Origin of the sequence: Inquilinus sp. YAF38, assembly GCF_052113205.1 — a bacterium.
Taxonomy (GTDB): Bacteria; Pseudomonadota; Alphaproteobacteria; order DSM-16000; family Inquilinaceae; genus Inquilinus.
In genome coordinates, this window is record NZ_JBFRCU010000003.1 from 128831 (window position 1) to 154000 (window position 25170).

Below are 25170 nucleotides of genomic sequence, written 5' to 3' on the forward strand. Positions count from 1 at the left end.
TGGCGGAAAAGGGAGGATAACGATGGGACAGGTCGACGCCTGCGCGCTGAGCCTGACCAATGTCAGCAAGTCCTATGGCCATGTCCGGGCTCTGCACAACCTGTCGTTCAGCGTTGCGGAAGGCCGCTTCTTCGTGCTGTTCGGGCCCAGCTCGGTCGGCAAGACGACGACGCTGCGCATGATCGCCGGCCTGGTCCCGCCGGATCGCGGCCGGGTCGAGATCTTCGGCCGGGATTGGACGCATGAGCCGATCGCAGGGCGCGGCGTGTCGATGGTGTTCCAGTCCTTCGCGCTCTACCCGCACCTCACCGTTTTCGAGAACCTGGCCTATCCGCTGCGCGAGGCCGGGGTGGGACGGGAGGAGATCGGTCGCCGTGTCCGGGAGACCGCGACGATGCTCCGCCTCGACACGAAGATCGGCCGCAAGCCCGGCACGCTGTCGGGCGGCGAGCAGCAACGGGTCGCGCTCGGCCGTTCCCTGATCCGGCGCCCCCGGATCCTGCTGCTGGACGAACCCCTGACCAATCTCGATGCCAAGCTGAGGCACGAGATGCGGGCCGAGCTCAAGCGCCTGCATCGCCAGTTCGGCCTGACGATCGTCTATGCGACGCCCGACGAGCTCGAGGCGCTGTCGATGGGCGAGGAGATCGCCGTGCTGCGGGACGGCGGCGTCGTGCAGACCGGGACGCCCGACGAGCTCTACGAAGCGCCGCGCGACCTGTATGTCGCCGGCAAGATCGGCTCGCCCACCATGAATCTGATCAAGGGCACGCTGGCCCGCGACGGCAACGTCATCGACTCCGCGATCGGCCCGCTGCCATGCACGCGCAAGCTCAGCACCGCGGAAACCGGGGAAGCGGCCGTGGTGGGCATCCGGCCGAACGATATCCGCCTCGCGACCGGCGGCGAAGGCGGTATGGCGGCGAGCATCGCCATGCTGGAGCCGTTGGGCGACGTCACGGTGATCTCGATGGAGACCGCTGGCGAGACGCTTCGGCTGGTGCTGCCGGAAGCGGTGGCGTCGGGTCTGCAGCCCGGTCAGCAGGCCTCGATCGTCCTCGATCCGGCAAAACTGCACGTCTTCCGGGCCTCGAACGGACAGGCAATCACCTGACGCCGGGGGCCGGACAAGAACAACAACACCGATAACACATGGGGAGGAGACCTGACGATGACGGCGACGACAAAGATCAAAGGCGTAGTGGTGGCAGCAGGGCTGGCTGCTCTGCTGATGACGGGCGCGGCCCGGTTTGCCCTGGCCGAGGAGGTGACGCTGTCGATGGCGGTGCCCGACTGGCCGCCGACCCGCGTCATGAAGAAGTTCTTCGACGAGCAGTACAAGCCGAAATCCGGCAACACCGTGAAGCTCGATGTCGACTTCATTCCCTGGCCCGATTTCTACACGCGCGTGAACGCGTCGCTCACCTCCGGTGAGCAGAAATACAACTTCATCGTGTCCGACTCGCAGTGGCTGGGCGCCTTCGTCGAGGGCGGCTATTTCCGCAAGATCAACGATCTCCTGGATGCCGACCCCGATTTCAAGAAAGCGTTCATGGAGATCCATCCCAATCCGCTGAACGCCTACGCGACTTATCCCTACAAGTCCCAGAACTATTACGGCTTCCCGCAGTTTCCCGACGTCCTGGTCACCTACGGGCGCAAGGACATCCTCTGCGACGAGACCGAGCAGAAGAACTTCACGGCGAAGTACCAGAAGAAGCTGCCCTGCACGGGCGAAGAGATCGACGCGATGACCTGGGACGATTTCAGGAACGTCGGCGAGTTCTTCCGGCGCAAGAAGGGCGAGATGCTGGCCGGCAAGCCCGCCGACGACGATTTCTACGGCATCGCCTTCCAGGCGGGCAAGGCCTACGACTTCTCGTCCATGCAGGTCAACGGCCTGATCTGGCAGATGGGCGGCGACATCTGGGACGAAACCCAGGTTCCCAAAGGGCAGGCGGAAGGCGTGGTCAATTCGCCGATCGCGGTGAAGGCTCTCGAGAAATATCTGAGCCTGATCGAATACATGCCGCCTGTGGCCAAGACCGGCACCATGGACATCTTCAAGTCGGACGAGTTGTTCCGCGAAGGCAAGGTGGCCATGAATGTCGACTGGATCGGCCTGGGCGAAGCCTCGCTCGATCCGAAGACCTCGAAGGTCGCGGACAAGCTGGTGTTCGGCCTGATGCCGGGGACCATCGGCGCCGACGGCAAGATGGTCCGCTGGTCCAATATCGGCGGGCAGCCCTTCGTGCTGACCACCTGGACGACCGACGCGCAGATCAAGGAGGCCGTGGACTTCGTGAAGTGGTGGCTGTCGCCCGCCATCCAGCACCAGTTCGCGGCGGCTGGCGGCCAGTCGGCGATCAAGTCGGTGTATTCGGATCCGAAATACGTGACCTACCGCCCATGGAACCGGGCATGGGCCGCGTCGCTGGATTGGCAGAAGGACGTCTGGCACGTGCCCCAGTTCTTCGAATTGCTGACCGAGCAACAGGACCAGTTCGATCTCGCGATCACCGGCAAGCAGAACGCCAAGACGACCTTGGACAACATCGCCAAGTTCCAGCAGAACCTGCTGACCGAAGCGGGCCTGATCCAATGATGTGACGAGACCGCTGCCGCCCGCCGCCGGCCGGCGGCAGCGATCCCGAGCCGGGGCCGGCGTGCCGGACCCGCCAAGCAGAACTGCGATCGAGAGCACTCATGTCCGTGACCCCAATCATGTCGGCTCCCGGGGCCCGAACGTCGCCGGCATTTTTGCATATTGCCGCCGACAACTGGCGGCTGGCCATTGCCGTCGGCGTCGTCGTTACCGTGGCTGCCACGGCGGCACTGCCCGCGGCCATCGCCTTCTGGATCGTCGGCGGCATGGCGGCGCTGGTCGCCGCGGCGTTCGCGGTCAACGCCTATCGCCGCCGCTATTATGGCGGGCTGCTGGTGGCGCCGGCCATCGCCGTGCTGTTCACGATGAACATCTTCCCGCTGCTGTGGTCGCTGGGGCTTTCGTTCTTTGCCTATCAGTCGAACCAGCAGTCGATCCGGTTCGTCGGGCTCGGCAACTACATCAAGGTGCTGACCAACGACATCGCTGCCGCCGACAATTGGCACGCCCTGACCAACACGGCCATGTTCGTCGTGCTCACGGTCGCGGCCCAGATGATCATCGGCTTCCTGCTGGCCATGCTCTTCGCCAAGCAGTTCCCTCTGCGGAAGTATCTGCTGATCCTTGTCTTGGCACCGATGATGCTGTCGGTGGTCGCCTCGGGCGTGTTCTTCACCTATTACTATGACCCGACCTTCGGCATCCTCAGCTATGTGATGAACAGCATCGCCGACGGCCAGTTCATCCTGATGGACAGCAAGGCGGGCGCGGTGGGCGGCATCGTCTTCGCCGATGCCTGGATGTGGTCGCCCTTCGTCATGCTGCTGGTGCTGGCCGGGCTCGTCTCCGTGCCGAAATACCTCTACGAGGCGGCGGCCATCGACCGCGTCTCCGCCTGGCGGCGCTTCTGGACCATCACCTTCCCCTATATCCGCGGGCTGCTGATGCTGGCGCTGCTGTTCCGCACCATCGAGGCGTTCAAGCTGGCCGACCTCGTCATCCTCCTGACCAAGGGCGGCAACGACACGATGACGATCTCGTACCACCTGATCCGCATCGCCAACGAGCAGAACAAGACCAGCGAAGGGGCGGCGATTTCCTACGTCATGCTGTTCATGGTGATCGTCCTGACCAACCTCTACCTCTATCTCGCCAATCGCCGGAACGGGGAGAGCTGACCATGGCCTCCGGCCCGTCCATCTGGGAGCGCATCGGGTTTCGCCGGAGCAACGGCGTCGCGGAGGCCGGCTGGGGACGCACCCTGGTCGTGGCAGGCGTCAGCCTGCTCTACTTCCTGCCGGTGCTGTTCATCATCTTCACCGCGATCAAGCCGCAGGCGCTGGCGCTGTCGGTGCCGCCCACGCTGTCGCCGACCTCGCTGTTCGGTCTCATCCCCGACCGCTTCGTCTTCACCCCGACGCTGGAGAATTTCGGCTCGGTGTTCTCGCGCGTGATGACGACCGGCGGGCAGCCGGAAGCGACCGGCTTCGACCGCTTCTTCTTCAACTCGATCGTGATCGCTTCGGTCTCGGTCCTGCTGGCCCTCGTCCTCGGCACGCTGGCGGCCTACGGCTTCTCGCGCTACCCGCTCAAGGGCAACGACACCTATCTCTTCATCATCCTGACCACGCGGATGCTGCCGGCGATCGTCGTCATCATTCCGGTGATCCTGATGTTCCGCGCCGTCGGCCTGTCCGGGTCGTATCCCGGCATCATCCTGCTCTACACCGCCTTCAACCTGGCCTTCACCATCTGGATGATGAAGAGCTTCTTCGACGAGCTCTCGACCGATGTCGAGGACGCCGCCCGCATCGATGGCTCGTCCGAGGTCAAGGTGTTCTGGAAGATCTGCCTGCCGCAGGTCGTCGCCGGCCTGGCCGCGACCTTCGTGTTCGGCCTGATCCTGACCTGGAACGAGTTCCTGTTCGCGCTGCTCCTGACCGGCACCGACACGCGCACCGTGCCGGTGGCGATGAACCAGGCCGTCTCCTCCGGCGGCCGCGGCACCGACTGGACCCTGCTGGCCGCGATCGAGACGCTGTTCCTGATCCCGGTCTTCCTCGTCACCTTCTTCCTGCAGGACCACCTGCTGCGCGGCGTCACCTTCGGCACGGTCAGGAAATAGCGATGTCGACCATCGAGATCCGCAGGATCACCAAGGCCTTCGGCCCGTTCGTCGCGGTCCGCGATGCCGACCTGTCGGTCGCGGCGGGGGAGGTCGTCTGCCTGCTCGGCCCGTCGGGCTGCGGCAAGACCACGACCCTGCGCATGATCGCGGGGCTGGAGCGCGCCACGGCGGGCGACATCGTGATCGCGGGGCAGCGCATGAACGAGCTGTCGCCGCAGAAGCGCAACATCGCCATGGTCTTCCAGTTCTATGCGCTGTACCCGGCGCTGACGGTCGGCGAGAACATCTCCATGCCGCTGCACCGCGAAGGCATCGGCAAGGCGGAGGTCGCCGCCCGGGTCGGCAAGGTGGCCGACATCCTGCATCTGCGCGATGTCCTGGACCGGATGCCGGGGCAGGTCTCGGAAGGGGAGAAGCAGCGCGTCGCCGTCGCCCGCGCCATCGTGCGCGATCCCAACTGCTTCCTGTTCGACGAGCCGCTGTCGCGGCTGGATGTGGAGCTGCGCCACACCATGCGCGGCCAGATCAAGGCGGTGCTGTCGAACCTGTCCAAGGCCACGGTCATCGTCACCCACGACCAGCTCGAAGCCCTGACCATGGCGGATCGCATCGCGATCATGCGCGACGGCATGATCGAGCAGGTGGGCAGCCCGCACGAGGTCTTCGCCAAGCCGGCCAATGTCTTCGTCGCCAGCTTCATCGGCACGCCGCAGATGAATCTGATCGAGGCGGAGCTGAAGGGCTATGGCGGCGGCAAGGCGACGGTCACCTTCGACCAGCAGGACGTCGATCTTCCCGCCAACCCCGCCGTCGCGGCCCTGGGGCCGGGACGGGTCACGGTCGGCGTGCGCCCGCGCGCCTTCACCGTCGTGCCCCAGGACACCGCCGGCACGATCGATGCCGTGACCGAGCTGATCGAGCCGATGGGCGCCGAGACGCTCATCCATGCGCGGACCAAGGCCGGCGGCGACATCCGGGTGGTCGTCCCGCGCGACAGGAAGGTCAGGATCGGCGAACCGCTCCACCTGATTCCGGATCCCATGCAGACCCACATCTTCGCCGCGGACGGCAAGGCGGTGCGGGCATGAGCCGGCATGACCAGGGCCATGGCGGGCTGTCGTCCGCAAGCGCGCGCAGGCTGGAATACGCGATCATCGGGATCGGCGTCGTGGCGCTGCTGCTGATCTTCCAGCCCTTCAACATTGTGCTGTTCACGGCCGGGGGCGTCATCGTCATCGTGGCGGCGCTGGCGAACAACCTGCTGCCGATGGCGCAGCCCGGCGTGCCGAAGCGGTCGGTGGTGAAGGCGGCGATGATCGTCGCCATGATCTTCTGTCTCACCTTGCTGGTCGCGATCGCCGCCGCGCATCTCTACGGCCAGTTCTTCCTCAAGCCGCCGGATCCCAGCACCGTCACCGGCAAGGCCCAGCTGAACGCCACGCCCTGGTACATGCATGGCTTCACCTGGACGGTCGCGGCCATCGCCGGCGTCCTGGCCTGCGCCCTGGTTCTGCAGGGCCGCCGCAGGGGCGGAAGCGAGGAAGGATCCGGCGAGCACCATCCTTCAACATCTCCGGGAGAGTGAAAAATGAGCCTTAATCAAGCCGCCCTCATCCAGCGGATGCAGCAGCTGATGTCCACCTCGCCGGTCCCGTCGATCTCCACCGAGCTGCTGGCGACGGCGGATGGCGAGCTGAACCGGGAGCTCAACAGCTTCCTGTTCGACCCGCCCTCCGATCCGACCCTGCTCAAGGGCAAGCGGATCGCGATCTGCTGCACCAACGGGGTGGAGGAGGTGGAGATCCTGGGCGCCCATCGCTGGCTGACCGAGCATGGCGCCACGGTCCACATCGTCTCGCCGCGCATCGGCGAATTCGATCCGACGCTGGGCCTGCGCTTCCCGCCGCAATGCGCCACCCACGTCCTTGCCATCCGCCTGATGGAGAACGCCGGCTGGCTGAAGATCGACCGCTACTCCGACGAGGCGAAGGCCGCGGATTACGATTCGGTCCTGCTGCCCGGCGGCTGTTGGAACCCCGACGCGCTGCGCATGGACAAGCCCACCCTGGCCTTCGTGCGCGCCATGTATGAGGCCGGCAAGCCGACGACCGCGATCTGCCATGGCCAATGGGTGATGATCAGCGCCAAAATCCTCAAGGGCAAGCGCGCCACCGCGGTGTGGAACATCCAGATCGACCTCGAAAATGCCGGCGCCGTCGTGCTCGACGAGCCCTGCGTGATCGACGGCAACCTGATCACCGCGCGCTTTCCCTACGACCTGCCGCGGCTGGTCCAGGCGATGGTGCAGCAGCTGCTGGCCACGGCGGGACAGGCGTCGGCGGCGCAGTGAGAGCGGATCTCGCCTGAAGGGACCGGGCCGGCGATCCACGCCGGCCAAGGGAGGAGGGGGCATGAAGTACGGGTTCAACCTGCTGCTCTGGACAGGACATGTCACCGACGAGCACGCACCCCTCCTGAAGGCGATCCGGGAGACGGGATATGACAGCATCGAGGTCCCGGTCTTCGAAGGCACGCCCGACGACTACGCCAGGCTCGGGGAGCAGCTTGCGGCGCTGGGCTTCGACGTCACGACGGTGAGCGTGCTGGGGGCGGGCCACAATTGTCTTTCGGACGACCGGGCCGAGCGGGACGCCGCGCTGGACCGGACGAAGTGGGTGATCGACTGCACCAAGGCGCTCGGCGGGTCGATGGTCGCCGGCCCGATGCACTCCCAGCTCGGGCATTTCACCGGCCATGGCCCCACGGCCGAGGAGCGCCGGCGCGGCATAGAATTCAACCGCCGCGCCGGCGACCACGCCCAGCGACACGGGGTGCGCTTCGCCCTCGAGGCGCTGAACCGCTTCGAATGCTACTTCCTCAACACGATGGAGCAGCTGGCCGAGTATCTGGACGAGGTCGACCATCCTGCCGTGAAGGGGATGTACGACACCTTCCACGCCAATATCGAGGAGAAGGACCCGGTCGCCGCCATCGGCGCGATCTGGCGCCACATGATCCATGTCCATATCTCGGAAAACGACCGCGGCACGCCGGGCAAAGGTCATGTGCCGTGGGGGGCCACCTACAAGGCGCTGCGGCAAGCGGGATATGACGGCAGGCTGACGATCGAGGCTTTCGGCCGCGGCGTTCCGGCGCTCGCCGCCGCCACCCGCGTGTGGCGCGACTTCTTCCCCAATGAGGAAGAGGTCTACCGATCCGGCTTCACGCACATGGCGCAGGGCTGGGCCGATGCGGGGGCCGATCGATCCCGGCGATAGGCCTCCCCCCCGCAGGCGCATGACGATGTCCTGATCATGGTTGCCGAAGCCCCGGCCGGTCGGCTTTTCCTCCAAACGCCCCGTCCTGAAACACCCGGCGCAGCCGGCCTTGCAAGGGCGTCGAGTTGTAATGCCGGATCCTGGTCGTCGAAACTCGCGCGCAGCCGATCTCCGCCGTCGTCCACCAGTCTTTGTCCGAAAACTCGTCCGGCAAACTATCTGTCCGGAAAGCCATCACCAATGTAGGTTGGCGGACAGGACGCAGGCCGGCCGTCAAACGGCCGTTGAGTGGACGGGCGCAAGCGTCCCAGGTTTGCGACACTGGCGATCGTAGCGCCGACAGCTCACTTCGGACCGCTTTGGGCTAAAGCGGACTCTCCAGTCGCGGCGCCAGCCAGGCAACGCGCGATAGTAGCGATCGTCGCGCATTGGAACGAATGTCGCGTGGCGGACCAGTGTCCTTTGGGGGCCTGGGCGGCTCGCTTCCCTCCACCCACACCGGATCGGGCAAAGCCGAATGGCCGAGCACGACCAATTTTAGATGTCGTTCGACATCAATCGGGTGCTAAGTTCAAACGGAGTTGCTTGACCACTGAATCGGGCGGAGATGAGGAAGTCGAGGCAAGAAGCGGCCGAGACCCGGAGGCGCATTGTCGATGCCGCCTCGAAAGAGTTTCGCCGCAACGGGATCAGCGCGACGGGCCTTTCAGATCTCATGGCCGCTGCCGGGCTCACGCATGGCGGGTTCTATCGGCATTTCAACTCGAAGGATGACCTCGTTGCCGAAGTCTGCGCGTCCGCGGCGGAGATGCTGATCGCTTCAATTGGCAAGGAGCAGGCGGACCATCCGGACCAGAGCCCATTCGAGGCCACCGTGGAGGGCTATCTTTCGGCCGGTCATCGGGACAATCCTGCAGAGGGATGCCCCTTTGCGGCGCTTGGGAGTGAGCTCACGCGGGGCGACGATCTGGTCCGGGGGAAAGCGACTGAAGGTTTCCAGGAGGTGGTCGGGGTCGTCGCCAGGCAGTTCACCGAGGTGAAAGCCGATGTTGCAAGGGGCCGAGCCCTGAGCGCCCTGGCCACCATGATCGGAGCGCTGACGATGTCGCGCATGGTCAACGATCCCGACCTCTCCGCCGAGATCCTGCGGCAGGCGAAGAGACATCTCCTGCGGGGATGAAGACGCTCTCCGCTTAGCCGCGCAAACCGAACCGCAGCCCCGGAAACAATCGCGCCGGCGACGCTGATACCGCGGCGCACCAGGGATTTCGCCTACGGCTCTCGACCGCCTTCGCGGTCCGGATTCTCCTCGGCACGAGAGCTCTTGACGAGTTGTATGATGTTCATCATCTATACGTGACTTAGATGTCAATCGACATCTTATCTTGATGCCGCTTCGCCGGTTGCGGATTCGACGAACGGCAGACCTCACCGCCACCAGTGCCTTCGAGGATCAGCGGGCGAGCAGATGAACGAGATCAGCAGGTTGCCCGAGGTGGAGGAGCCGCCACCATCTTCGGCGGTCGAACGCCGGAGGCGTGGGTCCTGGATTGCCGGCTTGGTGGCGACTGCGTTGGCCGCGGCGGGATGGTTCGGGCTGGCGGCCATGAACGCGATCCTGATCGTCGAGTTCGTGCGCCAGGGGGAGGAGGAGGCGGCCACCGCGGCCGAGGCGGCAGTGCGCGCGCCCCGCACCCGGCTGCGCCCGATCCTGATGACGTCCTTCGCCTTCATCTTGTGTGTCGCGCCGCTGGTGGTCGCCACCGGCGCGGGGTTGGAAATGCGCCAGTCGCTGGGAACGGCCGTGTTCGCCGGCATGCTCGGCGTCAACTTGTTCGGCCTGCTGTTCACGCCCGTCTTCTACACCGCAGTCCGCAAGATCGGCGGCCGGCGTCGAGACCCCGCCGGAGCGGTCCACGCCACCGCGGCTCCCTGACGTGTCAGGGCTCCGATCCGCGACTGCATCCATCCTTCGATAGACAAGGGAATATCATGAGGATCTTCGATCGCCCCGGCTTTCCCAATCCGGCCCGCATCCGCATCGTGCTGGCCGAGAAAGGGCTCGACCCCCTGATCGAGTTCGTGCCGGTCGACCTGATCGGCGCAGAGCACAAGCAGACCGCCTTCCTGGAAAAGAACCCCTCCGGCGTCGTCCCGGTCCTGCAGCTCGATGACGGCACCTACATCGCCGAAGCCACCGCCATCACCGAATATCTCGACAATCTCGACGGCGATCCGAAGCTCACCGGCAGGACGCCGAGGGAAAAGGCTGTCATTCACATGATGCAGAGGCGTGCTGAAGCCGATCTGCTCGACGCGGTCGGCAACTATTTCCATCACGCCACGCCGGGCCTCGGCGCCGAGCTGCAGGCGTTCAAGAGCCCCGAATGGGCCGGCCGTCAGGAGTGGGGTCATCGCCAACGCGACAAGGCGCTGGCCGGTATGACGTATTTCGACACCGTGTTGCAGAACCACCCGTTCGTGGCGGGCGACGCCTTTTCCATGGCCGACATCACGGTGTTCGCGGGCCTGATGTTCGCCGATGCCGCCGGCATTGTCATTCCGGAGGACCATTTCGCGCTGAGAGCCTGGCGCGCGAAGGTCGCCGAACTGCCGAGCGTCAAGAACCGCAGCGGCCAGATGTTCGTGGCCGACGATCTGCGCCGGCTTGGCTGCTGATCCCAATGCGAGCCGTGCAGCCGAAAGCCGGCCGGACAGGCTCGTCGCTTCTGCCACTCAACAACCCGTCGCCGCAAGCGGCCGCTTTTCCCGCGGAGTTCACCATGTCCACGATCTCACCGCCTGAAGGCGCTTCGCGGCGCCACCTCCTCAAGGGGGGCGCCGCTGCCGGCGTAGGTCTTGCCGCTGCCGCCGGCGCTGCCGATGCGAAAAACGCGGCGCCAGCAAGTCACGGCAAGCCGATGGCGGATCGCCTCATCACGAAAGACGGCACCCGCCTCTACTTCAAGGATTGGGGCTCGGGGCCGGCCGTGGTGTTCAGCCACGGCTACCCGCTCTCGTCCGACGCGTGGGAGGACCAGATGTTCTTCCTGTTGCAGAACGGCTATCGCGTCATCGCCCACGACCGTCGCGGTTTCGGCCGATCCAGCCAGCCGGCTGCGGGATATGACTACGACACCTTCGCCGACGACCTGGCGCAATTGGTCGATGCGCTCGATCTGCGCCACGCGACCTTCATCGGCCATTCGATGGGCGGCGGCGAGGTCGCGCGCTATATCGCCCGTCACGGCCAGAGCCGCGTCGCCAAGGTCGCCTTCATCTCCTCGGTGACGCCGTTCCTGCTCAAGACCGCGACCAATCCCACAGGTGCGCCGAAGGAGCTGTTCGATGGCTTTCGCGCGGCCGTCCAGGCCAACCGGTCGCAGTGGAATCTCGACGTCACCACGCCGTACTACAGCTTCAACCGGCCGGGCGCTCACGTCTCGGAGGGGCTCCGGCAGAGCTACTGGCGACAGGGGCAGGCAACCGGCATCCTCGCCGCCTATCACGCGCTCGGCGCTTTCTCAGAAACCGATTTCCGTGAAGATCTCAAGAAGATCACCGTCCCCGCGCTGGTGGTGCATGGCGCGACGATCAGATCGTCCCGCTCGAGATCTCGGCGACGTTGACCGCCAAGCTCATCCCGCAGGCCAGGCTTGTGGTTTACGAGGGCGGGTCTCACGGCTTGCTGCACGTCGACAAGGACCGGCTGAACGCCGATCTGCTGGCGTTCCTTCAAGGCTGATGCCGCGCTTCGCTTCAAATGGTCGGACGGAGTCAGATCCGCCCCCATTCGCGAGCGCCATTCGACTCAACCGGAACATCCCGTTCGCTTCAATCCTGTTCTCTACTCTGGAGATAATAGATGACCGACAAGTTCCTGGTGACCGGTTCAACCGGCGAGACCGGCCGCTATACGGTCCAACGGCTCCTTGAGAAGGGCCACGCCGTCAGGGCGCTGGTCCACAAAGAGGACGAGCGCGCCGAGGCGCTGCGACGAGAGGGAGCGGAGGTCGTGGTGGGTGACCTCTTCGAGCATGACGACGCAATTCGTGTCACGGCCGGCACCACCGCCGCTTACTTCTGCTACCCCGTTCGTCCCGGCATCATCCAGACGACGGCGTACTTCGCCGATGCAGCCAGGCGTGCCGACCTTAAGGCCGTCATCAACATGTCGCAGATCTCGGCGCGGGAGGATTCCAAGAGCCATGCGGCGCGCGATCACTGGATCGCCGAGCGCATCTTCGACTGGTCGGGTGTTCCCACCGTGCACCTGCGGCCGACCTTCTTCTCGCAATGGCTGCTTTACCCGTTCGCGCGCAAGACGATCGTCGAGCAGGGCATCATCGATCTGCCCTATGGCGCCGGACGCCATGCCCCGATCGCGGCAGAAGACCAGGCACGCCTGATCGCCGCGCTTCTGGCGGAGCCGGCCGCCCATGTCGGTAAGACCTACACGCTCCACGGCCCGACCGAACTGGACCAGCCAGGCATCGCTGCTGCGATCAGCGAAGTCCTCGGGCGGACGATCAGCTACCGGCCGCTGACCATCCCCGAGTATCGGGAGCGCCTCGAAGACTTTGGCCTGCCCGCGTTTCTGATCCAGCATTTCTGCGCCATCGCCGTCGACTATCAAAACGGCATCTTCTCCGGCGCCGACAAAATCGTCGCCGAGGTGACAGGCGCCCCGCCGATGACTGTGCAAGCATTCGTCGCGTCGCATCGGGCCGCCTTCGACAGCCTCGATGCGGCGGCGCGACGGTCGTAGGGAAAGCAGATGAACATCGATCTTTCAGGCAAAGTTGCCCTCGTCACCGGCTCTACCGAGGGCATCGGCTTCGCCATCGCCCGCGGGCTTCACGAGGCAGGCGCCGAGGTGGTGATCAATGGCCGTACCAAGCAGAAGGTCGAGGCGGCCGTGGCGCGGCTAGGCGATCGGGCGAGCGGCCAGGCCGTCGACCTCGCCACGTCGGACGGGTGCACGGCACTGATCCGGGCCGCGCCCGCGCCGGATATCGTCGTCAGCAATCTCGGCATCTTCCAGCCGCTCGATTTCTTCGGGACCGATGATGCCATCTGGGATCGCCATTGGCAGGTGAACGTCATGGCCGGAGTGCGGCTCGCGCGTGCCTACCTTCCGAAAATGGCGGCGAAGCCGTGGGGACGGTTCATCTTCCTCGGCTCGGAATCCGCCTTCAACATCCCGGTCGAGATGATCCATTACGGCGTCAGCAAGACGGCCGATGTGGCGGTCGCGCGCGGCCTTGCCAAGCGCATGGCCGGCACCGGTGTGACGGTCAATTCGGTCTTGCCGGGCCCGACCTTTTCCGAGGGCGCTGCCGAGATGCTCAAGGACCACGTCACCGCCGAGCGGTCCTTCGAGGAGGTCGGCATCGACTTCGTCAGGACGCATCGGCCAACCTCCATCATTCAGCGCCCTGCGACCGTCGAGGAGGTCGCGAACATGGTCGTCTACGTCGCATCGAACCAGGCGTCGGCGACGACCGGTGCGGCGTTGCGTGTCGATGGCGGCGTTGTGGACTCCATCATCTAGCGCAGGATCGGCACATATCCGAGCCGACACATCCGCCGGCCCGGTGGCCGGGGAACGACGGTCCCGTGGGCCAGCTTCATTCTCGCGCGAAGTCGTTCAGCCCTGGCGCCTTCGGCACAAGCCCATGCGAAGGGAGCTCGGCATGAGCACCAGCGATACAGCACCAGCATCCTCGAACCGGAGGATCGACGCGGACACCCGGTTCGAGGCCATCGATTTCGTCAACCGGGTGAACTTCCTGTTCGACCAATGGCAGGCGGAGGAATTGCTCGCCGCGTTCTCCGATGATGTGATCGTCGATCATCCGCTTGGCCGAAGCGTCGGGAAAGAAGAACTGGCGAGGTTCTTGAAGGCCTATGAGCCCATCACGCACGGCGTGCGGCGGCACAACTGCAACCATGTGATCGACGCCGGGCCGGGCGAGGATATCATCGTGACCTATTACATCCTGCTGATCCGCATCGCGCCATCAAGTCAGGCCGGCAAACTCAAGACCGCGCCGATGGAGATCATGGAATATGACGCGCACCTGCCGAAGCTGATTTCCTACGCGATGGTTACCGACCGGCTGACCAGGATCACAGGAGGCGACTGGCGCGTCCGTCACAAGCGGGTCCAGAACGTGTCCGAGGACAAGGAGTTTCATTTCTAAAGGAATGATGGGCCGCAAACTCCTGCGCGGCGGTCTCGTCCTCGGTGCCGGCGCGCCCACGACGCAATGGCCGACGATTGCCAGCGCAATGCATCGGGCGAGTGCGGCCGAACAGATCACAGTCAACCAGAGCCCGCTCGGGTGAGCGAGGCGGTCGAAGGCAGGCCTTATGAAAGCCATTCAGTACCGGACGTTCGGCGGTCCCGAAGTGCTCGAGTATGTCGAGCTCCCCGACCCCGAACCGGGTCCAGGCGATGTTCTGATCGAGACGTCAGCGATCGGCGTCAACTTCCCTGACATTCGTGAGCGTCTCGGCGTCTACAATCGCGCCGAAACTCGCGTCGGCGGAGTCACCCTCCCTCAGGTCGGGGGACTGCAGGTCGTGGGACGTGTGCTGCGGTCCGGTCCCGGGGCCGATCCTGCACTCGAAGGCCGCAAGGTCATGGCACTGATGCCGAAGGGAGCCTATGCCACAAAGGCGCTGGCACGCGCCGAGATCGTGGTGGCGCTCAATGAAGATGCCGATGACGTCGCCATGGCCAGCTTGCCCTGCCAGGGCGTCACCGCATTTCTCGCTCTTCAGGCCTGCACGACGCTGCGCAAAGGTGAGAGCGTTCTGGTTCAGGGCGCCGCGGGCGGCGTCGGCAGCCTGGCGGTTCAGATCGCCAAGGCGCTGGGCGCCGGCACTGTCATCGGCACCGCCAGCAGCGAGGCCCGCCGAGAATTCGTGCGCAGCATCGGCGCCGATCACGCGATCGCCTACGATACGCCCGCGTGGCCGCAAACGGTGCTCGCACATACCGATGGGCGCGGCGTTGACATCATCCTGGAGACGATTGGCAGCGATGTCTTCGATCAGAACTTTGAATGTCTCGCGATGCTTGGCCGGTGCGTCGTCATCGGGTCGACGGGCGGGCCGGGTCAGCCACTCGCGCCGAGGCGACTCATGGCGAAGGCGCAGTCGCTTTCGGGGGTGTACCTGCCGAGCTTCTTCCAGCGGCCAGAACTGATCCTACGCGCGCTCCGCTTTCTGGCCGACGGAGTGGCCATCGGATCCATCAAGGCGAACGTCGCGGCGGTCCTGCCACTCAGCCGCACGGCCGACGCGCACTGGCTGCTGGAGCGGCGCGAGGTGCAAGGCACCGTCGTGCTCAACCCAAGCGTCTGACCGGCGTTAGCTTGCCACGCAGTGAACGGGCAAAGGGCGCTCTTTCTCGATGGCGACCACGATCTCGGACCAAGCGCCGACCCGGTCGTCAACGTGGATCCCAAGGTTTATCGCGCGCTGGCAGACCCGATGTCCGCAAACGGGCGCTTACCAGAAGATCCGACCTTCGCTCCCGAGTGGCCGCTTAGCCGGCTCGGGACAACGACAAGCACCAAGCGGCGCTCGATCCGTCAAACGGACCTGATCCGGACCGCGCCCCTGGACCGTTGAAGGAAAAGGAGACCAAGTCGCTCCTGCCGCTATGACGCCCCGAACGACCGGAGAGGGCGATGGCGCGACGGCGGCTCCTGACCGAAGTACGCTTGGGGAAACTGCTGGCTGTTCCGACAGATGAACGCGATCGACCGTCACCCCCGCAGGCGCAGGCGCATAACGATGTCCTGATCATGGTTGCCGAAGCCCCGGCCGAAGATGTTGAGGCCACCCGGGTGCTCGGCATTCTCATCGATGCCGACCCGGAGGCGGATCGCGTGATGGTCGTTCAGGCGGAGCTGCTCCAGCGTCACGTCGGAGGCAAGGGTGCCATCGACGAACGCCCCCTCATCGGTGACCCGCCAAGTGACCAGCTTGCCGTATTGCGAGCCGGCCAGCTTCCACCATCGCGGCGTAAAGCGGCCGCGGATATCGCCGTAATCGCCCGGCGACGTCCAGGTCGCGACGGCCACATGGTTGATCCACAGCGTGATGTCGGACGGCCAGTCGCTGTTGGTGCCGGGCACTTCCGACGACAGCTCCATGGTGATCTCGAGCTGCTCGATCGCCTTTTCGACCACCTTGGCGTTGTTGGGGAACTTGTATTCGACGAAGCCGCGGCCGAACCAGATCAGGGACGCCTTCATCCGGTTCGGATCGAGGAAATGGTCGGGGACGTCGAGCAGGCCGAGCACGCCTTCCGTCGAGCACAGTCCGCAGGGCGCGCTGACCTCGCAGGTGGTGTAGAGGCCGATCGGCATCGCGACCTCGATGACGTGGTCGTCCTGCAGGGCATCCGGGTCGTCGAGCCGGACCGTGATCTCGTCGTAGAGGGCCGAGCAGACCTTCTGCTGTCCCTTGCTCGCCTTCACGGCCTCGGTTCGGATCAACTCGGCCCGCTCCAGCTTCTGCACATTGATCGCCACCGTGGACTGCGGCAGTTCCAGCTCGCTGCTGATCTGGTTGACGTTCAACGGCCCGCGCTGCCGGAGAAGCCGGAGCATGGCCAGCCGGACGGGGGAGGCCAGCGCCTCCAGCGCCTCGCTGCCGTCACTGGCCATCAATGTCAGCAATCGGCGCTGCGGAACGTCCATCGCTCGATCATCCTTCAGGAGAAGCAGCACGGTAACGCGACGTTCATATCAGCATAAATGATACATATCAAAATGATTGACGCACAGTTTGAATGAGGCTTCACTCCTGCCGAGCCGGCCGCAGAACCGGTCAGAAAGGGAGAGCCTATGCGCGCCATCAAGTTGCTCGTGCTCGCCTTGGCGAGCCTCATCGCAAGCACTGTCGCGGCATCCGCCCAAGCCACGATCTCGGAACTGCCGCGCCGGGAGACGCTGATCCTCGAAAACCCGGAAGGGACGATCAAGAATCCCGGCTGGTTCAACATCTGGGCGATCAATGCCGGCGGGCAGTATACCGGCCTGCACCAGCTCGCCCTCGACACGCTTTGGTACATCGATCCCGAGCGGGGGCTGGACGGGTCCTGGCAGAACTCGCTGGCGTCCGAGAAGCCGATCTACAATGCCGACTTCACCGAGATGACCGTGAAGCTGCGGCCGGGGATCTTCTGGAGCGACGGCGTCGAGTTCACGGCCGACGATCTCGTCTACACCGTCGAGACGCAGATCAAGACCCCGGGGATGCGCTGGAGCGCCCTGCTGTCGCTCAATGTCGACAGCGTGCAGAAGGTCGATGCCCAGACGGTGGTCTTCAAGCTGAAGAAGCCGAATTCGCGTTTCCACGCGCTGTTCACGGTGCGCTTTAACGCCATCTGGATGATGCCGAAGCATGTCTTCGAGAAGGCGCCCGATCCGCTGCGGTTCGACTTCAACAAGCCGGTCTCGCTGGGCGCCTACACGCTCAACAGCTACGACCCGGACGGCAAGTGGTTCCTGTGGCAACGACGCGATGATTGGCAGCGCACCACGCTCGGCCGCTACGGCGAGCCCGGGCCGAAATACGTCGCCTATGTCGACCCCGGCCCGCCGGACAAGCGCGTCATCGCGCAGCTCAACCACGATCTCGACGTCATCCACGACGTCGCGCCGGAGGGGATGTTCACCCTGGCCAAGCAGTCGAAGTCGCTGAAGACCTGGTTCAAGGGCTTCCCCTTCGGTCACCCCGACCCGACCCTGCCGGCCGTGATCTTCAACCTGCAGAATCCGACCTTCCAGAACCATGACGTGCGCTGGGCGCTGGCCCTGCTGATCGACATCCGGGCCGTCGCGATGGCCTCGTATCGCGGCGCCGCGACGATCTCGGCCATCGCCATCCCGCCGACCGGCACGCATCCGGACGACTACCACAAGCCGATGCAGGAGTGGCTGGCCGAGTTCGAGCTGGATACCGGCAAGGAGAGGATCAAGCCGTACGACCCAACCATGGGGCAGCAGATCGCGACGATGCTGCGGCCGTCGATGGGCGACCAGATCCCGACCGACCCCGCCGTGATCGCGCGCTCCTTCGGCTATGGCTGGTGGAAGCCGAACCCCACGGCCGCGGCCGAGCTGCTGGAGCGGGCCGGCTATGCCAAGCGCGGCGACGCTTGGTACACGCCGGACGGCAAGCCCTTCTCGATCAAGATCATGGTTGAGGGCGATTCCCGCCCGGTGATGACCCGGGCCGGCACCATGATCGCCCAGCAATGGCGCCAGTTCGGCATCGACGCCAAGATCGACGTGGCGCAGGGCACGAACATGCTGGACCGGCGCGGCGCCGGCGATTTCGACACCTTCATCGGCTGGAGTGTCGAGACCTATGGCGGCCACCCCGATCTCGCCTTCTTTCTCGACAGCTGGCATTCCCAGTTCGTGGCGCCGGCGGGCAAGACGCAGTCGCCGCGCAACTGGCAGCGTCTGCAGAGCCCGGAGCTCGACAAGCTGATCGAGCAGATCCGGACCGTGTCCTTCGAGGACCCGAAGACGGTCGAGCTCGGGCGCGACTACGCCAAGTTCATGGTCCGCGAGATGCCGATCATCCCGCTGATGGCCTACAACGTCTTCACGGCCATGGATACGACCTACTGGAACGGCTACCCGACCGCCGAGGACCCCTACACCGATCCGGTGCCGAACTGGGGCAATTCGCGCCTGATGATGGTGCGGCTCAAGCCGACCCAGCCCTGATCCCTGCGAAGCCCCGCGGTGCCCTGAGAGTCCGGGCGCCGCGGGCAACCCCGAGGGCCGGAGACCTATGAAGCCCTTTCTCGCCTATCTCGCCAAGCGGCTGCTGCAGTTCGCGCTGGTCGTCTTCATCGGCGTGAACATCACATATGTGATCACCCATGCGACGCCGATCGATCCGGTCGAGCAGACCGTGACCGCGGCGACCTCCTTCGGCGTCACCAGCCCGGAGGCGGTCGAGATGATGCGGGCCTCGCTGCGCGAGCTCTATGGCCTCGAAGGATCGCCGGTCGAGCAGTATCTGTCGTTCTGGCGGCGGGTCGTCGTCGGCGATTTCGGCCCGTCACTATCCGCCTTCCCGACCCCGGTCTCCACCCTGATCTGGCGGGCCATGCCCTGGACCGTCGGGCTGCTGCTCGCCTCCACCCTCATGACCTGGATCATCGGCAACCTGATCGGCGGGCTCGCCGGCTACTACCGCCGGAACCGCCTGCTGAAGCTGGTCGGGATCGTGTCGATGGGGGTCCATCCGATCCCGTATTACATCGTCGCCTTCGTCTTTCTGATCGTGTTCGGCTTCGTCTGGCCGGTGCTGCCGATCACCGGCGGCGCCAGCATGAACGTCAATCGCGAGGACGGCTTCGGCTTCGCCCTGGACGTGCTGCTGCATTCCATCCTGCCCAGCCTGTCGCTGATGGCGGTCGGCATCGGCGGCTGGTTCATGGGCATGCGGGCGCTGGTGTCGAACATCGTGACCGAGGACTACGTCACCTATGCCGAGCTGGCCGGCGTCGGCCGGCGGCGGATCCTCGGCTCCTATGTCATGCGCAACGCGCTGGGGCCGCAGGTCACGGGCCTCGCGCTCCAGCTCGGGGCGATCTTCAACGGCGCCATTATCACCGAGCAGGTGTTCGGCTATCCCGGTCTCGGCTCGCTGCTGATCAGCGGGGTGCATGCCGGCGACTACAGCCTGGTGCTCGGCATCACCTCGGTCTCGATCATCGCGGTCTCGGCCGCGGTGCTGGTGATCGACCTCCTGTTTCCGCTGATCGATCCGCGCGTGGAGGTCCGCTGATGCAGTTCCTCGCCATCCTCCGGGACCTCGTCCGCTACAATTTCGAATTCGCCGCGGGCCTGGTCCTGGTGGGGCTCGTGGTGGTGATGGCGCTGCTGTCCTTCGTGTCGCCATACCCGCCGCTCGACGTCTATGTGGTGGCGCCGGACGTGCCCCCGTCATGGGAATACTTCTTCGGCACGACCTCGCGGGGGCAGGACGTGTTCTGGCAGCTCACCCTCGCGATCCGCAACACGCTCACCTTCGGTATCGTGGTGGCGGTGCTCAGCCGGATCATCGCACTCGCGGTCGGGCTTATCGCCGGCTACAAGGGCGGATGGATCGACCGGGTGCTGATGTCGATCAACGACACCTTCGTCGTCATCCCGCTGTTCCCGATCCTCGTGCTGTTCTACTTCATCATGCGCGACGCGATGAGTTGGGCCATGCTCGCGCTGATCACCGCAGCGCTCGGCTGGGCCTATGACGCGCGGCTGATCCGGGCCATGGCGATGAGCCTGCGCAGCCGCGAATTCACCAACCAGGCCTATTTCTCGGGCGCGAGCACCGGCCGGATCCTGGTGCAGGAACACCTGCCCTTCGTCCTGCCGATCGTGTTCTCGACGACGATGAACAACATCAACTGGTCGATCGGCATCGAGGTGACGCTGTCAGTGCTCGGCTTCACCGACATCAACACGCCGACCGTGGGCGGCATGATCTACTGGGCCAACCAGCACACCGCGCTGGTCGCCGGCGTGTGGTGGTGGATCGCCTTTCCGGTGGCCCTGGTGGTGATGCTCTTCATCGGGCTGTTCCTGCTCGCGATCTCGATGAACGAATACATCGATCCGCGCAGCCGCCTCGCGCGCATGGGGGGCGGCGCATGAGCCTGGCACCGCTGCTCCAGGTCTCGGGCCTCAAGGCCTACTACCAGATGCGGTTCTTCGGCGTGACGCGGGAGGTGCGGGCCGTCGACGACATCAGCTTCACCATCCGCCGCAACGAGATCTACGGCCTGGCCGGGGAATCCAGCTCCGGCAAGACCACCCTGATCAAGACCATCGCCCGCGCGATCCGCCCGCCGCTGAACGTCGTCGGCGGCTCCGTCACCTTCGACTTCAAGGACGGCCGCCGGGACGTCTATGCGATGTCCCCGGCCGAGCTCGACGCGATCCGCTGGAGCCGGCTGTCCTATGTCAGCCAGGGCTCGATGAATGTGCTCAACCCGGTGCGACGGATCCGGCACAGCTTCGTCGACTTCGCCGCGCGGCATCTCGGCGGCACCCGGCAGGCCTTCTTCGCCGCGGTCTCGGCCCATCTGCGGCGGCTGTCCCTCGACCCCAAAGTGCTCGACGCCTATCCGCACGAGATGTCGGGCGGCATGCGCCAGCGCCTGACCATCGCGCTCGCCACCATCTGCCGGCCCGAATTCATCATCGCCGACGAACCGACCACCGCGCTCGATGTCATCGTGCAGAAGGGCGTGCTGGCCATGCTGCGCGAGGTCCAGCAGGAGATGGGCTCCTCCATCCTGTTCGTCACCCACGACATAGCGGTGCATGCCAATCTGACCGACCGGCTCGGCATCATGTATGCCGGCCGGCTGGTGGAGGAGGGGCCGACCGCCGAGGTCTTCCAGCGCCCGTTCCATCCCTACACGGCGCATCTCATCTCCAGCCTACCCCGGATCGGGGACGAGGTCAGGAAGGCCGGCCTGCCGGGGTCGCCGCCGAACCTCGCCGACCCGCCGGCGGGCTGCCGCTTCCATCCTCGCTGCCCGCTGGCGGTGGGGCGCTGCCGCGAGGTGGCGCCGCCGCTGGAGGAGCTCGAGCCGGGGCATCGCGTCGCCTGCCATGTCGCCAAGGCCAGGGCCAGCGGGGCGGTCCTGTCATGACCACCCTTCTGGAGATCCGGCAGGTCAGCAAGACCTTCAGGTCCGGAGGGCTGTTCGGGCGCCATGTCGTGCAGGCCGTCGACAGCGTCGATTTCGCCCTGGCCAGCGAGCGGCCGGAGATCTTCACGATCATCGGCGAGTCCGGCTCGGGCAAGTCGACGCTGGCGCGGATGATCCTCAACAGCGTGTCGCCGAGCGCAGGGTCGATCCTGTTCCGCGGCCGCGATCTCGCCGCCATCCGCAGCCGCCGCGACCGGCTGGCCTTCATGGCCGAGGTCCAGCCGGTGTTCCAGAATCCCTTCGAGGCGTTCAACCCGCTGAAGCGGCTCGACCGCTATCTGTACATGGCGGCGCGCCGCTTCTGCGGTGCCCGGACGCGCGACGAGGTCGAGGCCCTGGCGGATGCGGCGCTGCGCAAGGTCGGGCTCTCGCTCGCCGAGGTCCGCGGCCGCTTCCCGCACGAGATGTCCGGCGGGCAGCTGCAGCGTGTCGCGATCGCCCGCGCCCTGGTGCCCGAGCCGGCCCTGGTGGTGGCGGACGAGCCGGTCTCGATGATCGACGCCTCGCTGCGCATGACCATCGTCAACATGTTCCGGACGCTGCGCGACGAGTTCGGAGTCTCGATCATCTACATCACCCACGACCTCGCCACCGCCTACACCATCAGCGACCGGCTGATCATCATGGAGAAGGGCAAGGTGGTGGAGAGCGGGGCGGCCCGCGCCGTGCTCGACGCCCCGAGCCATCCCTATTCCATCCGATTGCTGCAGGCGGTGCTGCCCGTCGGCAACGCCTGGCGGGACGAGCATCCCGCCGAGCCCCGGCCCCAGCCGGCGGCCTGACCGTTTTCCTCGTCTCTCCCGGAGTTTTCCATGCAGACCATCAAGGTTTCCATCGACCGCACCTTTGCCATCGGCGAGACCGATCCCCGTCTGTTCGGCGCCTTCGTCGAGCATCTCGGGCGCTGCGTCTATGGCGGTCTGTACGAGCCTGGGCATCCGACCGCGGACGCCCATGGATTCCGTGGCGACGTGCTCGAACTGGTGCGTGAGCTGGCGCCCACCATCATGCGCTATCCGGGCGGCAATTTCGTCTCGGGCTATGACTGGGAGGACGGCGTCGGGCCGGTCGACCAGCGTCCGCGCCGGCTCGACCTCGCCTGGATGTCGAAGGAGACCAATGCCTTCGGCACCAACGAGTTCATCGACTGGTGCCGGGCGGCCGGCATCGAGCCGATGCTCGCGGTCAATCTCGGCACGCGCGACGGCGACGCGGCGCGGCGGCTCGTCGAATACTGCAACTTCCCCGGCGATACCGAGCTGTCGGACCTTCGCCGCGCCCATGGCTGGCCGGAGCCGCACGGCGTCAAGTTCTGGTGCCTCGGCAACGAGATGGACGGTCCGTGGCAGATGGAGACCAAGACCGCCGAGGAATACGGCCGCAAGGCCACCGAGGCGGCCAAGATGATGAAATGGGTCGACCCGTCGATCGAGCTCGCCGCCTGCGGCTCCTCCGGCCGCACCATGCCGACCTTCGGCACCTGGGAGGACACGGTGCTCGAGCACACCTTCGACCATGTCGAGTTCATCTCGCTGCACACCTATCTCAACGACTATGCCGGCGACACGGAGGCCTTCCTCGCCAGCCCCGACCTGATGGACTCCTTCATCGACGAGGTCGTCGCCCTCGTCGATGCGGTGGCGGCGCGGCGGCGGTCGTCCAAGCGCATCATGCTCAGCTTCGACGAATGGAACGTCTGGTACCGCACGCGCCGCCGCAGCGAAGGCCGGACCAAGCTCGGCTGGCCGGTGGCGCCCGAGATCCTCGAAGAGATCTACAACATGAAGGATGCGCTGGCCTTCGGCGGGGCCTGCATCTCGCTGCTCAACCATGCCGACCGGGTGCGCTGCGCCTGCCTGGCGCAGCTGGTGAACGCCATCGCGCCGATCATGACGGAAACCGGCGGCCCGGCGTGGCGGCAGACGATCTTCCACCCCTTCGCCCATTTCAGCAATTTCGGCCGCGGCCGGGTCCTGCGCGCGGAGGTGGCCTCGCCGACCTATGCCGCGACCTATCACGACCCGCGCGGCACCGCCGACCTGGCCTTTCCGCTGCCGGAAGTGCCCTATGTCAAGCTCGCCGCCGTCCACGACGATGCGGGCCGGACCGTGACCCTGTTCGTGCTCAACCGCCATCTCGACCAGCCGATGCCGATCGACGTCGACATCCGCGGCTTCGGCAACCTCGAACTGAAGGAAGCGCTGGAATTGCGGGACGATGATCTCTCCGCGACCAATACGAAGGAGGCGCCGGACCGGGTCGGGCCGGGCACGCTGGCCGGGGTCCGCGCCGGGGGCGGCCGGGTCCTCGCCACGCTCGCGCCCGCATCCTGGAACGTGATCCGGCTGGCGACTGCTCTATGACCTAAGTCGCCCGAGAATTAATGTTCCGGAGAAGCGAATGTTATTCTTTTACTGTCATTGCCGGGCTTGACCCGGCAATCCAGGGGCCACCGAGAGCTGCTTTGGAAGCCCCTGGATCCTCGGGTCAAGCCCGAGGATGACAATTAAATAGAGTATCAACCTAAGACAAACACGCTTCGGTTGCGATTTTTCCTCAACCGGACGGCCGTGGGTCAAGCCCGGGCATGACAGTTGGGTGGAAGTCCGATCGGCTCACCAATTCTCGGACGACGCCTAAAGCCCCATGGCCCGCTGGATCGCCTGGGTCAGGTGGGCCCGGAGCGCCGCCTCGGCGGCGTCCGGATCCCGGGCCAGGCAGGCCTCGAAGATCTCCAGATGCTCCGCCATCGTCCGCCGCACCTTCGCTGCGGAATAGGCGTAGTGGTGATCCAGCCGGATCAGCCGGATGTAGTCCTGCGTCTGCAGGAACGCCTTGCGGAGGAGGGGGTTGTCCAGCGCGTCGATCGCGCCGAGATGCAGGCTGGCGTCGACCTCCTCGATCCGGCGCGCCAGGTCGCGGTCGACATCTCCGCCATCGACCCAGCCGATGACCTCGCGATGCTGCCCGATCATCGCCTCGATCCGGTCGCGCGGCGCTGTCTCGGCGAAGTGCCGGATGGCGGGAGTCTCCAGAAAGAGGCGCAGCTGGTACGAGTTGCGGACCAGCGCCAGGTCCGGCTTGGCGATCTCGATGCCCGCGCGGGCCCGGATCGTCACCAGCCCCTCCGCCTGCAGCACCTGCAGCGCCTCCCGCAGGGGCCCCAGCGGCGAGCCGACGATCTCGACCAGCTCCGCCTGCGACATGAAGGCGCCGGGCTGCAGCCGCCGCTCGAACAGCGCCTCCTTGAACCGTTCATAGGCGACGCGGCTGAGATTCGGCGCGGCTTCGGTGCGCAGCGTCGCCGGATGTTCGTCGGATGACCGTCTCAGGGTGCTGCTCATTTGCCTGATGATTCAATTGCCACATAGAGAAATATCTGTTACCT

Annotated in this window: 25 protein-coding genes; 23 read left to right on the forward strand and 2 right to left on the reverse strand. The window is 65.5% G+C overall.

Annotation, left to right across the window (positions count from 1 at the left end; genetic code table 11):
• Nucleotides 1-22 precede the first annotated feature (22 nt).
• The 17 genes from AB4Z01_RS02320 (at nt 23) to AB4Z01_RS02400 (ending at nt 15385) form a co-directional block, all read left to right on the forward strand.
• Nucleotides 23-1114, forward strand: coding sequence for an ABC transporter ATP-binding protein (locus AB4Z01_RS02320; RefSeq protein WP_441690148.1), 1092 nt, complete (start codon nt 23-25; stop codon nt 1112-1114).
• A 57-nt stretch (nt 1115-1171) separates the two neighbouring features.
• Nucleotides 1172-2605 (forward strand): extracellular solute-binding protein, encoded by a 1434-nt coding sequence (locus AB4Z01_RS02325; RefSeq protein WP_441690151.1) that lies wholly within the window; start codon nt 1172-1174, stop codon nt 2603-2605.
• A 155-nt stretch (nt 2606-2760) separates the two neighbouring features.
• Nucleotides 2761-3783 carry a carbohydrate ABC transporter permease gene (locus AB4Z01_RS02330; protein ID WP_441690154.1) on the forward strand — a complete coding sequence of 341 codons (1023 nt, stop codon included), beginning with the start codon at nt 2761-2763 and terminating at the stop codon, nt 3781-3783.
• 2 nt (nt 3784-3785) lie between these two features.
• Nucleotides 3786-4730: a carbohydrate ABC transporter permease gene (locus AB4Z01_RS02335; protein ID WP_441690157.1), complete on the forward strand. Its 945-nt coding sequence runs from the start codon at nt 3786-3788 to the stop codon at nt 4728-4730.
• A gap of 2 nt (nt 4731-4732) precedes the next feature.
• Nucleotides 4733-5821: an ABC transporter ATP-binding protein gene (locus tag AB4Z01_RS02340; protein WP_441690160.1), complete on the forward strand. Its 1089-nt coding sequence runs from the start codon at nt 4733-4735 to the stop codon at nt 5819-5821.
• Entirely contained in the window at nt 5818-6318 is a 501-nt protein-coding gene (locus tag AB4Z01_RS02345; RefSeq protein WP_441690162.1) for a hypothetical protein, read from the forward strand. The genes AB4Z01_RS02340 and AB4Z01_RS02345 overlap by 4 nt, the downstream gene beginning before the upstream one ends.
• Before the next feature lie 3 nt (nt 6319-6321).
• A complete protein-coding gene (locus tag AB4Z01_RS02350) occupies nt 6322-7083 on the forward strand; it encodes a DJ-1/PfpI family protein (RefSeq protein ID WP_441690165.1) in 762 nt (253 codons plus the stop codon).
• Between the two features lie 61 nt (nt 7084-7144).
• Nucleotides 7145-8011 carry a sugar phosphate isomerase/epimerase family protein gene (locus AB4Z01_RS02355; RefSeq protein ID WP_441690167.1) on the forward strand — a complete coding sequence of 289 codons (867 nt, stop codon included), beginning with the start codon at nt 7145-7147 and terminating at the stop codon, nt 8009-8011.
• Between the two features lie 607 nt (nt 8012-8618).
• A complete protein-coding gene (locus AB4Z01_RS02360; protein ID WP_441690170.1) occupies nt 8619-9191 on the forward strand; it encodes a TetR family transcriptional regulator in 573 nt (190 codons plus the stop codon).
• A 288-nt stretch (nt 9192-9479) separates the two neighbouring features.
• Entirely contained in the window at nt 9480-9947 is a 468-nt protein-coding gene (locus AB4Z01_RS02365) for an efflux RND transporter permease subunit (RefSeq protein WP_441690173.1), read from the forward strand.
• Nucleotides 9948-10003: 56 nt separating this feature from the next.
• Nucleotides 10004-10690: a glutathione S-transferase family protein gene (locus AB4Z01_RS02370; RefSeq protein ID WP_441690176.1), complete on the forward strand. Its 687-nt coding sequence runs from the start codon at nt 10004-10006 to the stop codon at nt 10688-10690.
• Between the two features lie 104 nt (nt 10691-10794).
• On the forward strand, nt 10795-11640 hold the full coding sequence (locus AB4Z01_RS02375) for an alpha/beta fold hydrolase (RefSeq protein ID WP_441690178.1): 846 nt from the start codon (nt 10795-10797) through the stop codon (nt 11638-11640).
• Nucleotides 11637-11756, forward strand: a complete 120-nt coding sequence (locus AB4Z01_RS02380; RefSeq protein WP_441690181.1) for an alpha/beta fold hydrolase — start codon at nt 11637-11639, stop codon at nt 11754-11756. Before AB4Z01_RS02375 ends, AB4Z01_RS02380 begins: the two co-directional genes overlap by 4 nt.
• A gap of 120 nt (nt 11757-11876) precedes the next feature.
• A complete protein-coding gene (locus AB4Z01_RS02385) occupies nt 11877-12779 on the forward strand; it encodes an NmrA family NAD(P)-binding protein (RefSeq protein WP_441690184.1) in 903 nt (300 codons plus the stop codon).
• A 9-nt stretch (nt 12780-12788) separates the two neighbouring features.
• Nucleotides 12789-13565, forward strand: coding sequence for an SDR family NAD(P)-dependent oxidoreductase (locus AB4Z01_RS02390; protein ID WP_441690187.1), 777 nt, complete (start codon nt 12789-12791; stop codon nt 13563-13565).
• 142 nt (nt 13566-13707) lie between these two features.
• Nucleotides 13708-14217, forward strand: a complete 510-nt coding sequence (locus AB4Z01_RS02395; RefSeq protein WP_441690189.1) for a nuclear transport factor 2 family protein — start codon at nt 13708-13710, stop codon at nt 14215-14217.
• A 169-nt stretch (nt 14218-14386) separates the two neighbouring features.
• The gene (locus tag AB4Z01_RS02400) at nt 14387-15385 is read left to right on the forward strand and encodes a quinone oxidoreductase family protein (RefSeq protein WP_441690192.1); all 999 of its coding nucleotides are present in this window, start codon (nt 14387-14389) and stop codon (nt 15383-15385) included.
• Nucleotides 15386-15792: 407 nt separating this feature from the next.
• Here AB4Z01_RS02400 and AB4Z01_RS02405 read toward each other — a convergent pair whose 3' ends face one another.
• Nucleotides 15793-16731 carry an ArsR/SmtB family transcription factor gene (locus tag AB4Z01_RS02405; protein WP_441690197.1) on the reverse strand — a complete coding sequence of 313 codons (939 nt, stop codon included), beginning with the start codon at nt 16729-16731 and terminating at the stop codon, nt 15793-15795.
• A gap of 147 nt (nt 16732-16878) precedes the next feature.
• On the opposite strand from AB4Z01_RS02405, the gene AB4Z01_RS02410 reads away from it, so the two are divergent.
• The 6 genes from AB4Z01_RS02410 (at nt 16879) to arfA (ending at nt 24145) form a co-directional block, all read left to right on the forward strand.
• Nucleotides 16879-18774 carry an ABC transporter substrate-binding protein gene (locus AB4Z01_RS02410; RefSeq protein ID WP_441690200.1) on the forward strand — a complete coding sequence of 632 codons (1896 nt, stop codon included), beginning with the start codon at nt 16879-16881 and terminating at the stop codon, nt 18772-18774.
• Between the two features lie 67 nt (nt 18775-18841).
• Nucleotides 18842-19846, forward strand: a complete 1005-nt coding sequence (locus AB4Z01_RS02415; protein ID WP_441690203.1) for an ABC transporter permease — start codon at nt 18842-18844, stop codon at nt 19844-19846.
• Complete coding sequence (locus tag AB4Z01_RS02420; protein WP_441690206.1) at nt 19846-20715, forward strand: ABC transporter permease; 870 nt, start codon at nt 19846-19848, stop codon at nt 20713-20715. The genes AB4Z01_RS02415 and AB4Z01_RS02420 overlap by 1 nt, the downstream gene beginning before the upstream one ends.
• Nucleotides 20712-21722, forward strand: coding sequence for an ABC transporter ATP-binding protein (locus AB4Z01_RS02425; RefSeq protein ID WP_441690209.1), 1011 nt, complete (start codon nt 20712-20714; stop codon nt 21720-21722). The genes AB4Z01_RS02420 and AB4Z01_RS02425 overlap by 4 nt, the downstream gene beginning before the upstream one ends.
• The gene (locus tag AB4Z01_RS02430; protein WP_441690212.1) at nt 21719-22564 is read left to right on the forward strand and encodes an ABC transporter ATP-binding protein; all 846 of its coding nucleotides are present in this window, start codon (nt 21719-21721) and stop codon (nt 22562-22564) included. Before AB4Z01_RS02425 ends, AB4Z01_RS02430 begins: the two co-directional genes overlap by 4 nt.
• Before the next feature lie 30 nt (nt 22565-22594).
• Nucleotides 22595-24145: an arabinosylfuranosidase ArfA gene (gene arfA / locus AB4Z01_RS02435; protein WP_441690216.1), complete on the forward strand. Its 1551-nt coding sequence runs from the start codon at nt 22595-22597 to the stop codon at nt 24143-24145.
• Between the two features lie 273 nt (nt 24146-24418).
• On the opposite strand, the gene AB4Z01_RS02440 is transcribed toward arfA, so the two are convergent.
• Complete coding sequence (locus AB4Z01_RS02440; RefSeq protein ID WP_441690219.1) at nt 24419-25126, reverse strand: GntR family transcriptional regulator; 708 nt, start codon at nt 25124-25126, stop codon at nt 24419-24421.
• Between the last annotated feature and the right edge of the window lie 44 nt (nt 25127-25170).

Bases quoted from the DNA above. Each gene is read 5' to 3' on its own strand.
- AB4Z01_RS02355 (WP_441690167.1), top strand. From the start codon at position 7,145: ATGAAGTACGGGTTCAACCTGCTGCTCTGGACAGGACATGTCACCGAC.
- AB4Z01_RS02390 (WP_441690187.1), top strand. From the start codon at position 12,789: ATGAACATCGATCTTTCAGGCAAAGTTGCCCTCGTCACCGGCTCTACC.
- AB4Z01_RS02345 (WP_441690162.1), top strand. From the start codon at position 5,818: ATGAGCCGGCATGACCAGGGCCATGGCGGGCTGTCGTCCGCAAGCGCG.
- AB4Z01_RS02405 (WP_441690197.1), bottom strand. From the start codon at position 16,731: ATGGACGTTCCGCAGCGCCGATTGCTGACATTGATGGCCAGTGACGGC.
- AB4Z01_RS02410 (WP_441690200.1), top strand. From the start codon at position 16,879: ATGCGCGCCATCAAGTTGCTCGTGCTCGCCTTGGCGAGCCTCATCGCA.
- AB4Z01_RS02350 (WP_441690165.1), top strand. From the start codon at position 6,322: ATGAGCCTTAATCAAGCCGCCCTCATCCAGCGGATGCAGCAGCTGATG.
- AB4Z01_RS02400 (WP_441690192.1), top strand. From the start codon at position 14,387: ATGAAAGCCATTCAGTACCGGACGTTCGGCGGTCCCGAAGTGCTCGAG.
- AB4Z01_RS02375 (WP_441690178.1), top strand. From the start codon at position 10,795: ATGTCCACGATCTCACCGCCTGAAGGCGCTTCGCGGCGCCACCTCCTC.
- AB4Z01_RS02370 (WP_441690176.1), top strand. From the start codon at position 10,004: ATGAGGATCTTCGATCGCCCCGGCTTTCCCAATCCGGCCCGCATCCGC.
- AB4Z01_RS02360 (WP_441690170.1), top strand. From the start codon at position 8,619: ATGAGGAAGTCGAGGCAAGAAGCGGCCGAGACCCGGAGGCGCATTGTC.
- AB4Z01_RS02425 (WP_441690209.1), top strand. From the start codon at position 20,712: ATGAGCCTGGCACCGCTGCTCCAGGTCTCGGGCCTCAAGGCCTACTAC.
- AB4Z01_RS02365 (WP_441690173.1), top strand. From the start codon at position 9,480: ATGAACGAGATCAGCAGGTTGCCCGAGGTGGAGGAGCCGCCACCATCT.
- AB4Z01_RS02395 (WP_441690189.1), top strand. From the start codon at position 13,708: ATGAGCACCAGCGATACAGCACCAGCATCCTCGAACCGGAGGATCGAC.
- AB4Z01_RS02430 (WP_441690212.1), top strand. From the start codon at position 21,719: ATGACCACCCTTCTGGAGATCCGGCAGGTCAGCAAGACCTTCAGGTCC.
- AB4Z01_RS02320 (WP_441690148.1), top strand. From the start codon at position 23: ATGGGACAGGTCGACGCCTGCGCGCTGAGCCTGACCAATGTCAGCAAG.
- AB4Z01_RS02335 (WP_441690157.1), top strand. From the start codon at position 3,786: ATGGCCTCCGGCCCGTCCATCTGGGAGCGCATCGGGTTTCGCCGGAGC.
- AB4Z01_RS02385 (WP_441690184.1), top strand. From the start codon at position 11,877: ATGACCGACAAGTTCCTGGTGACCGGTTCAACCGGCGAGACCGGCCGC.
- AB4Z01_RS02420 (WP_441690206.1), top strand. From the start codon at position 19,846: ATGCAGTTCCTCGCCATCCTCCGGGACCTCGTCCGCTACAATTTCGAA.
- arfA (WP_441690216.1), top strand. From the start codon at position 22,595: ATGCAGACCATCAAGGTTTCCATCGACCGCACCTTTGCCATCGGCGAG.
- AB4Z01_RS02415 (WP_441690203.1), top strand. From the start codon at position 18,842: ATGAAGCCCTTTCTCGCCTATCTCGCCAAGCGGCTGCTGCAGTTCGCG.
- AB4Z01_RS02440 (WP_441690219.1), bottom strand. From the start codon at position 25,126: ATGAGCAGCACCCTGAGACGGTCATCCGACGAACATCCGGCGACGCTG.
- AB4Z01_RS02340 (WP_441690160.1), top strand. From the start codon at position 4,733: ATGTCGACCATCGAGATCCGCAGGATCACCAAGGCCTTCGGCCCGTTC.
- AB4Z01_RS02325 (WP_441690151.1), top strand. From the start codon at position 1,172: ATGACGGCGACGACAAAGATCAAAGGCGTAGTGGTGGCAGCAGGGCTG.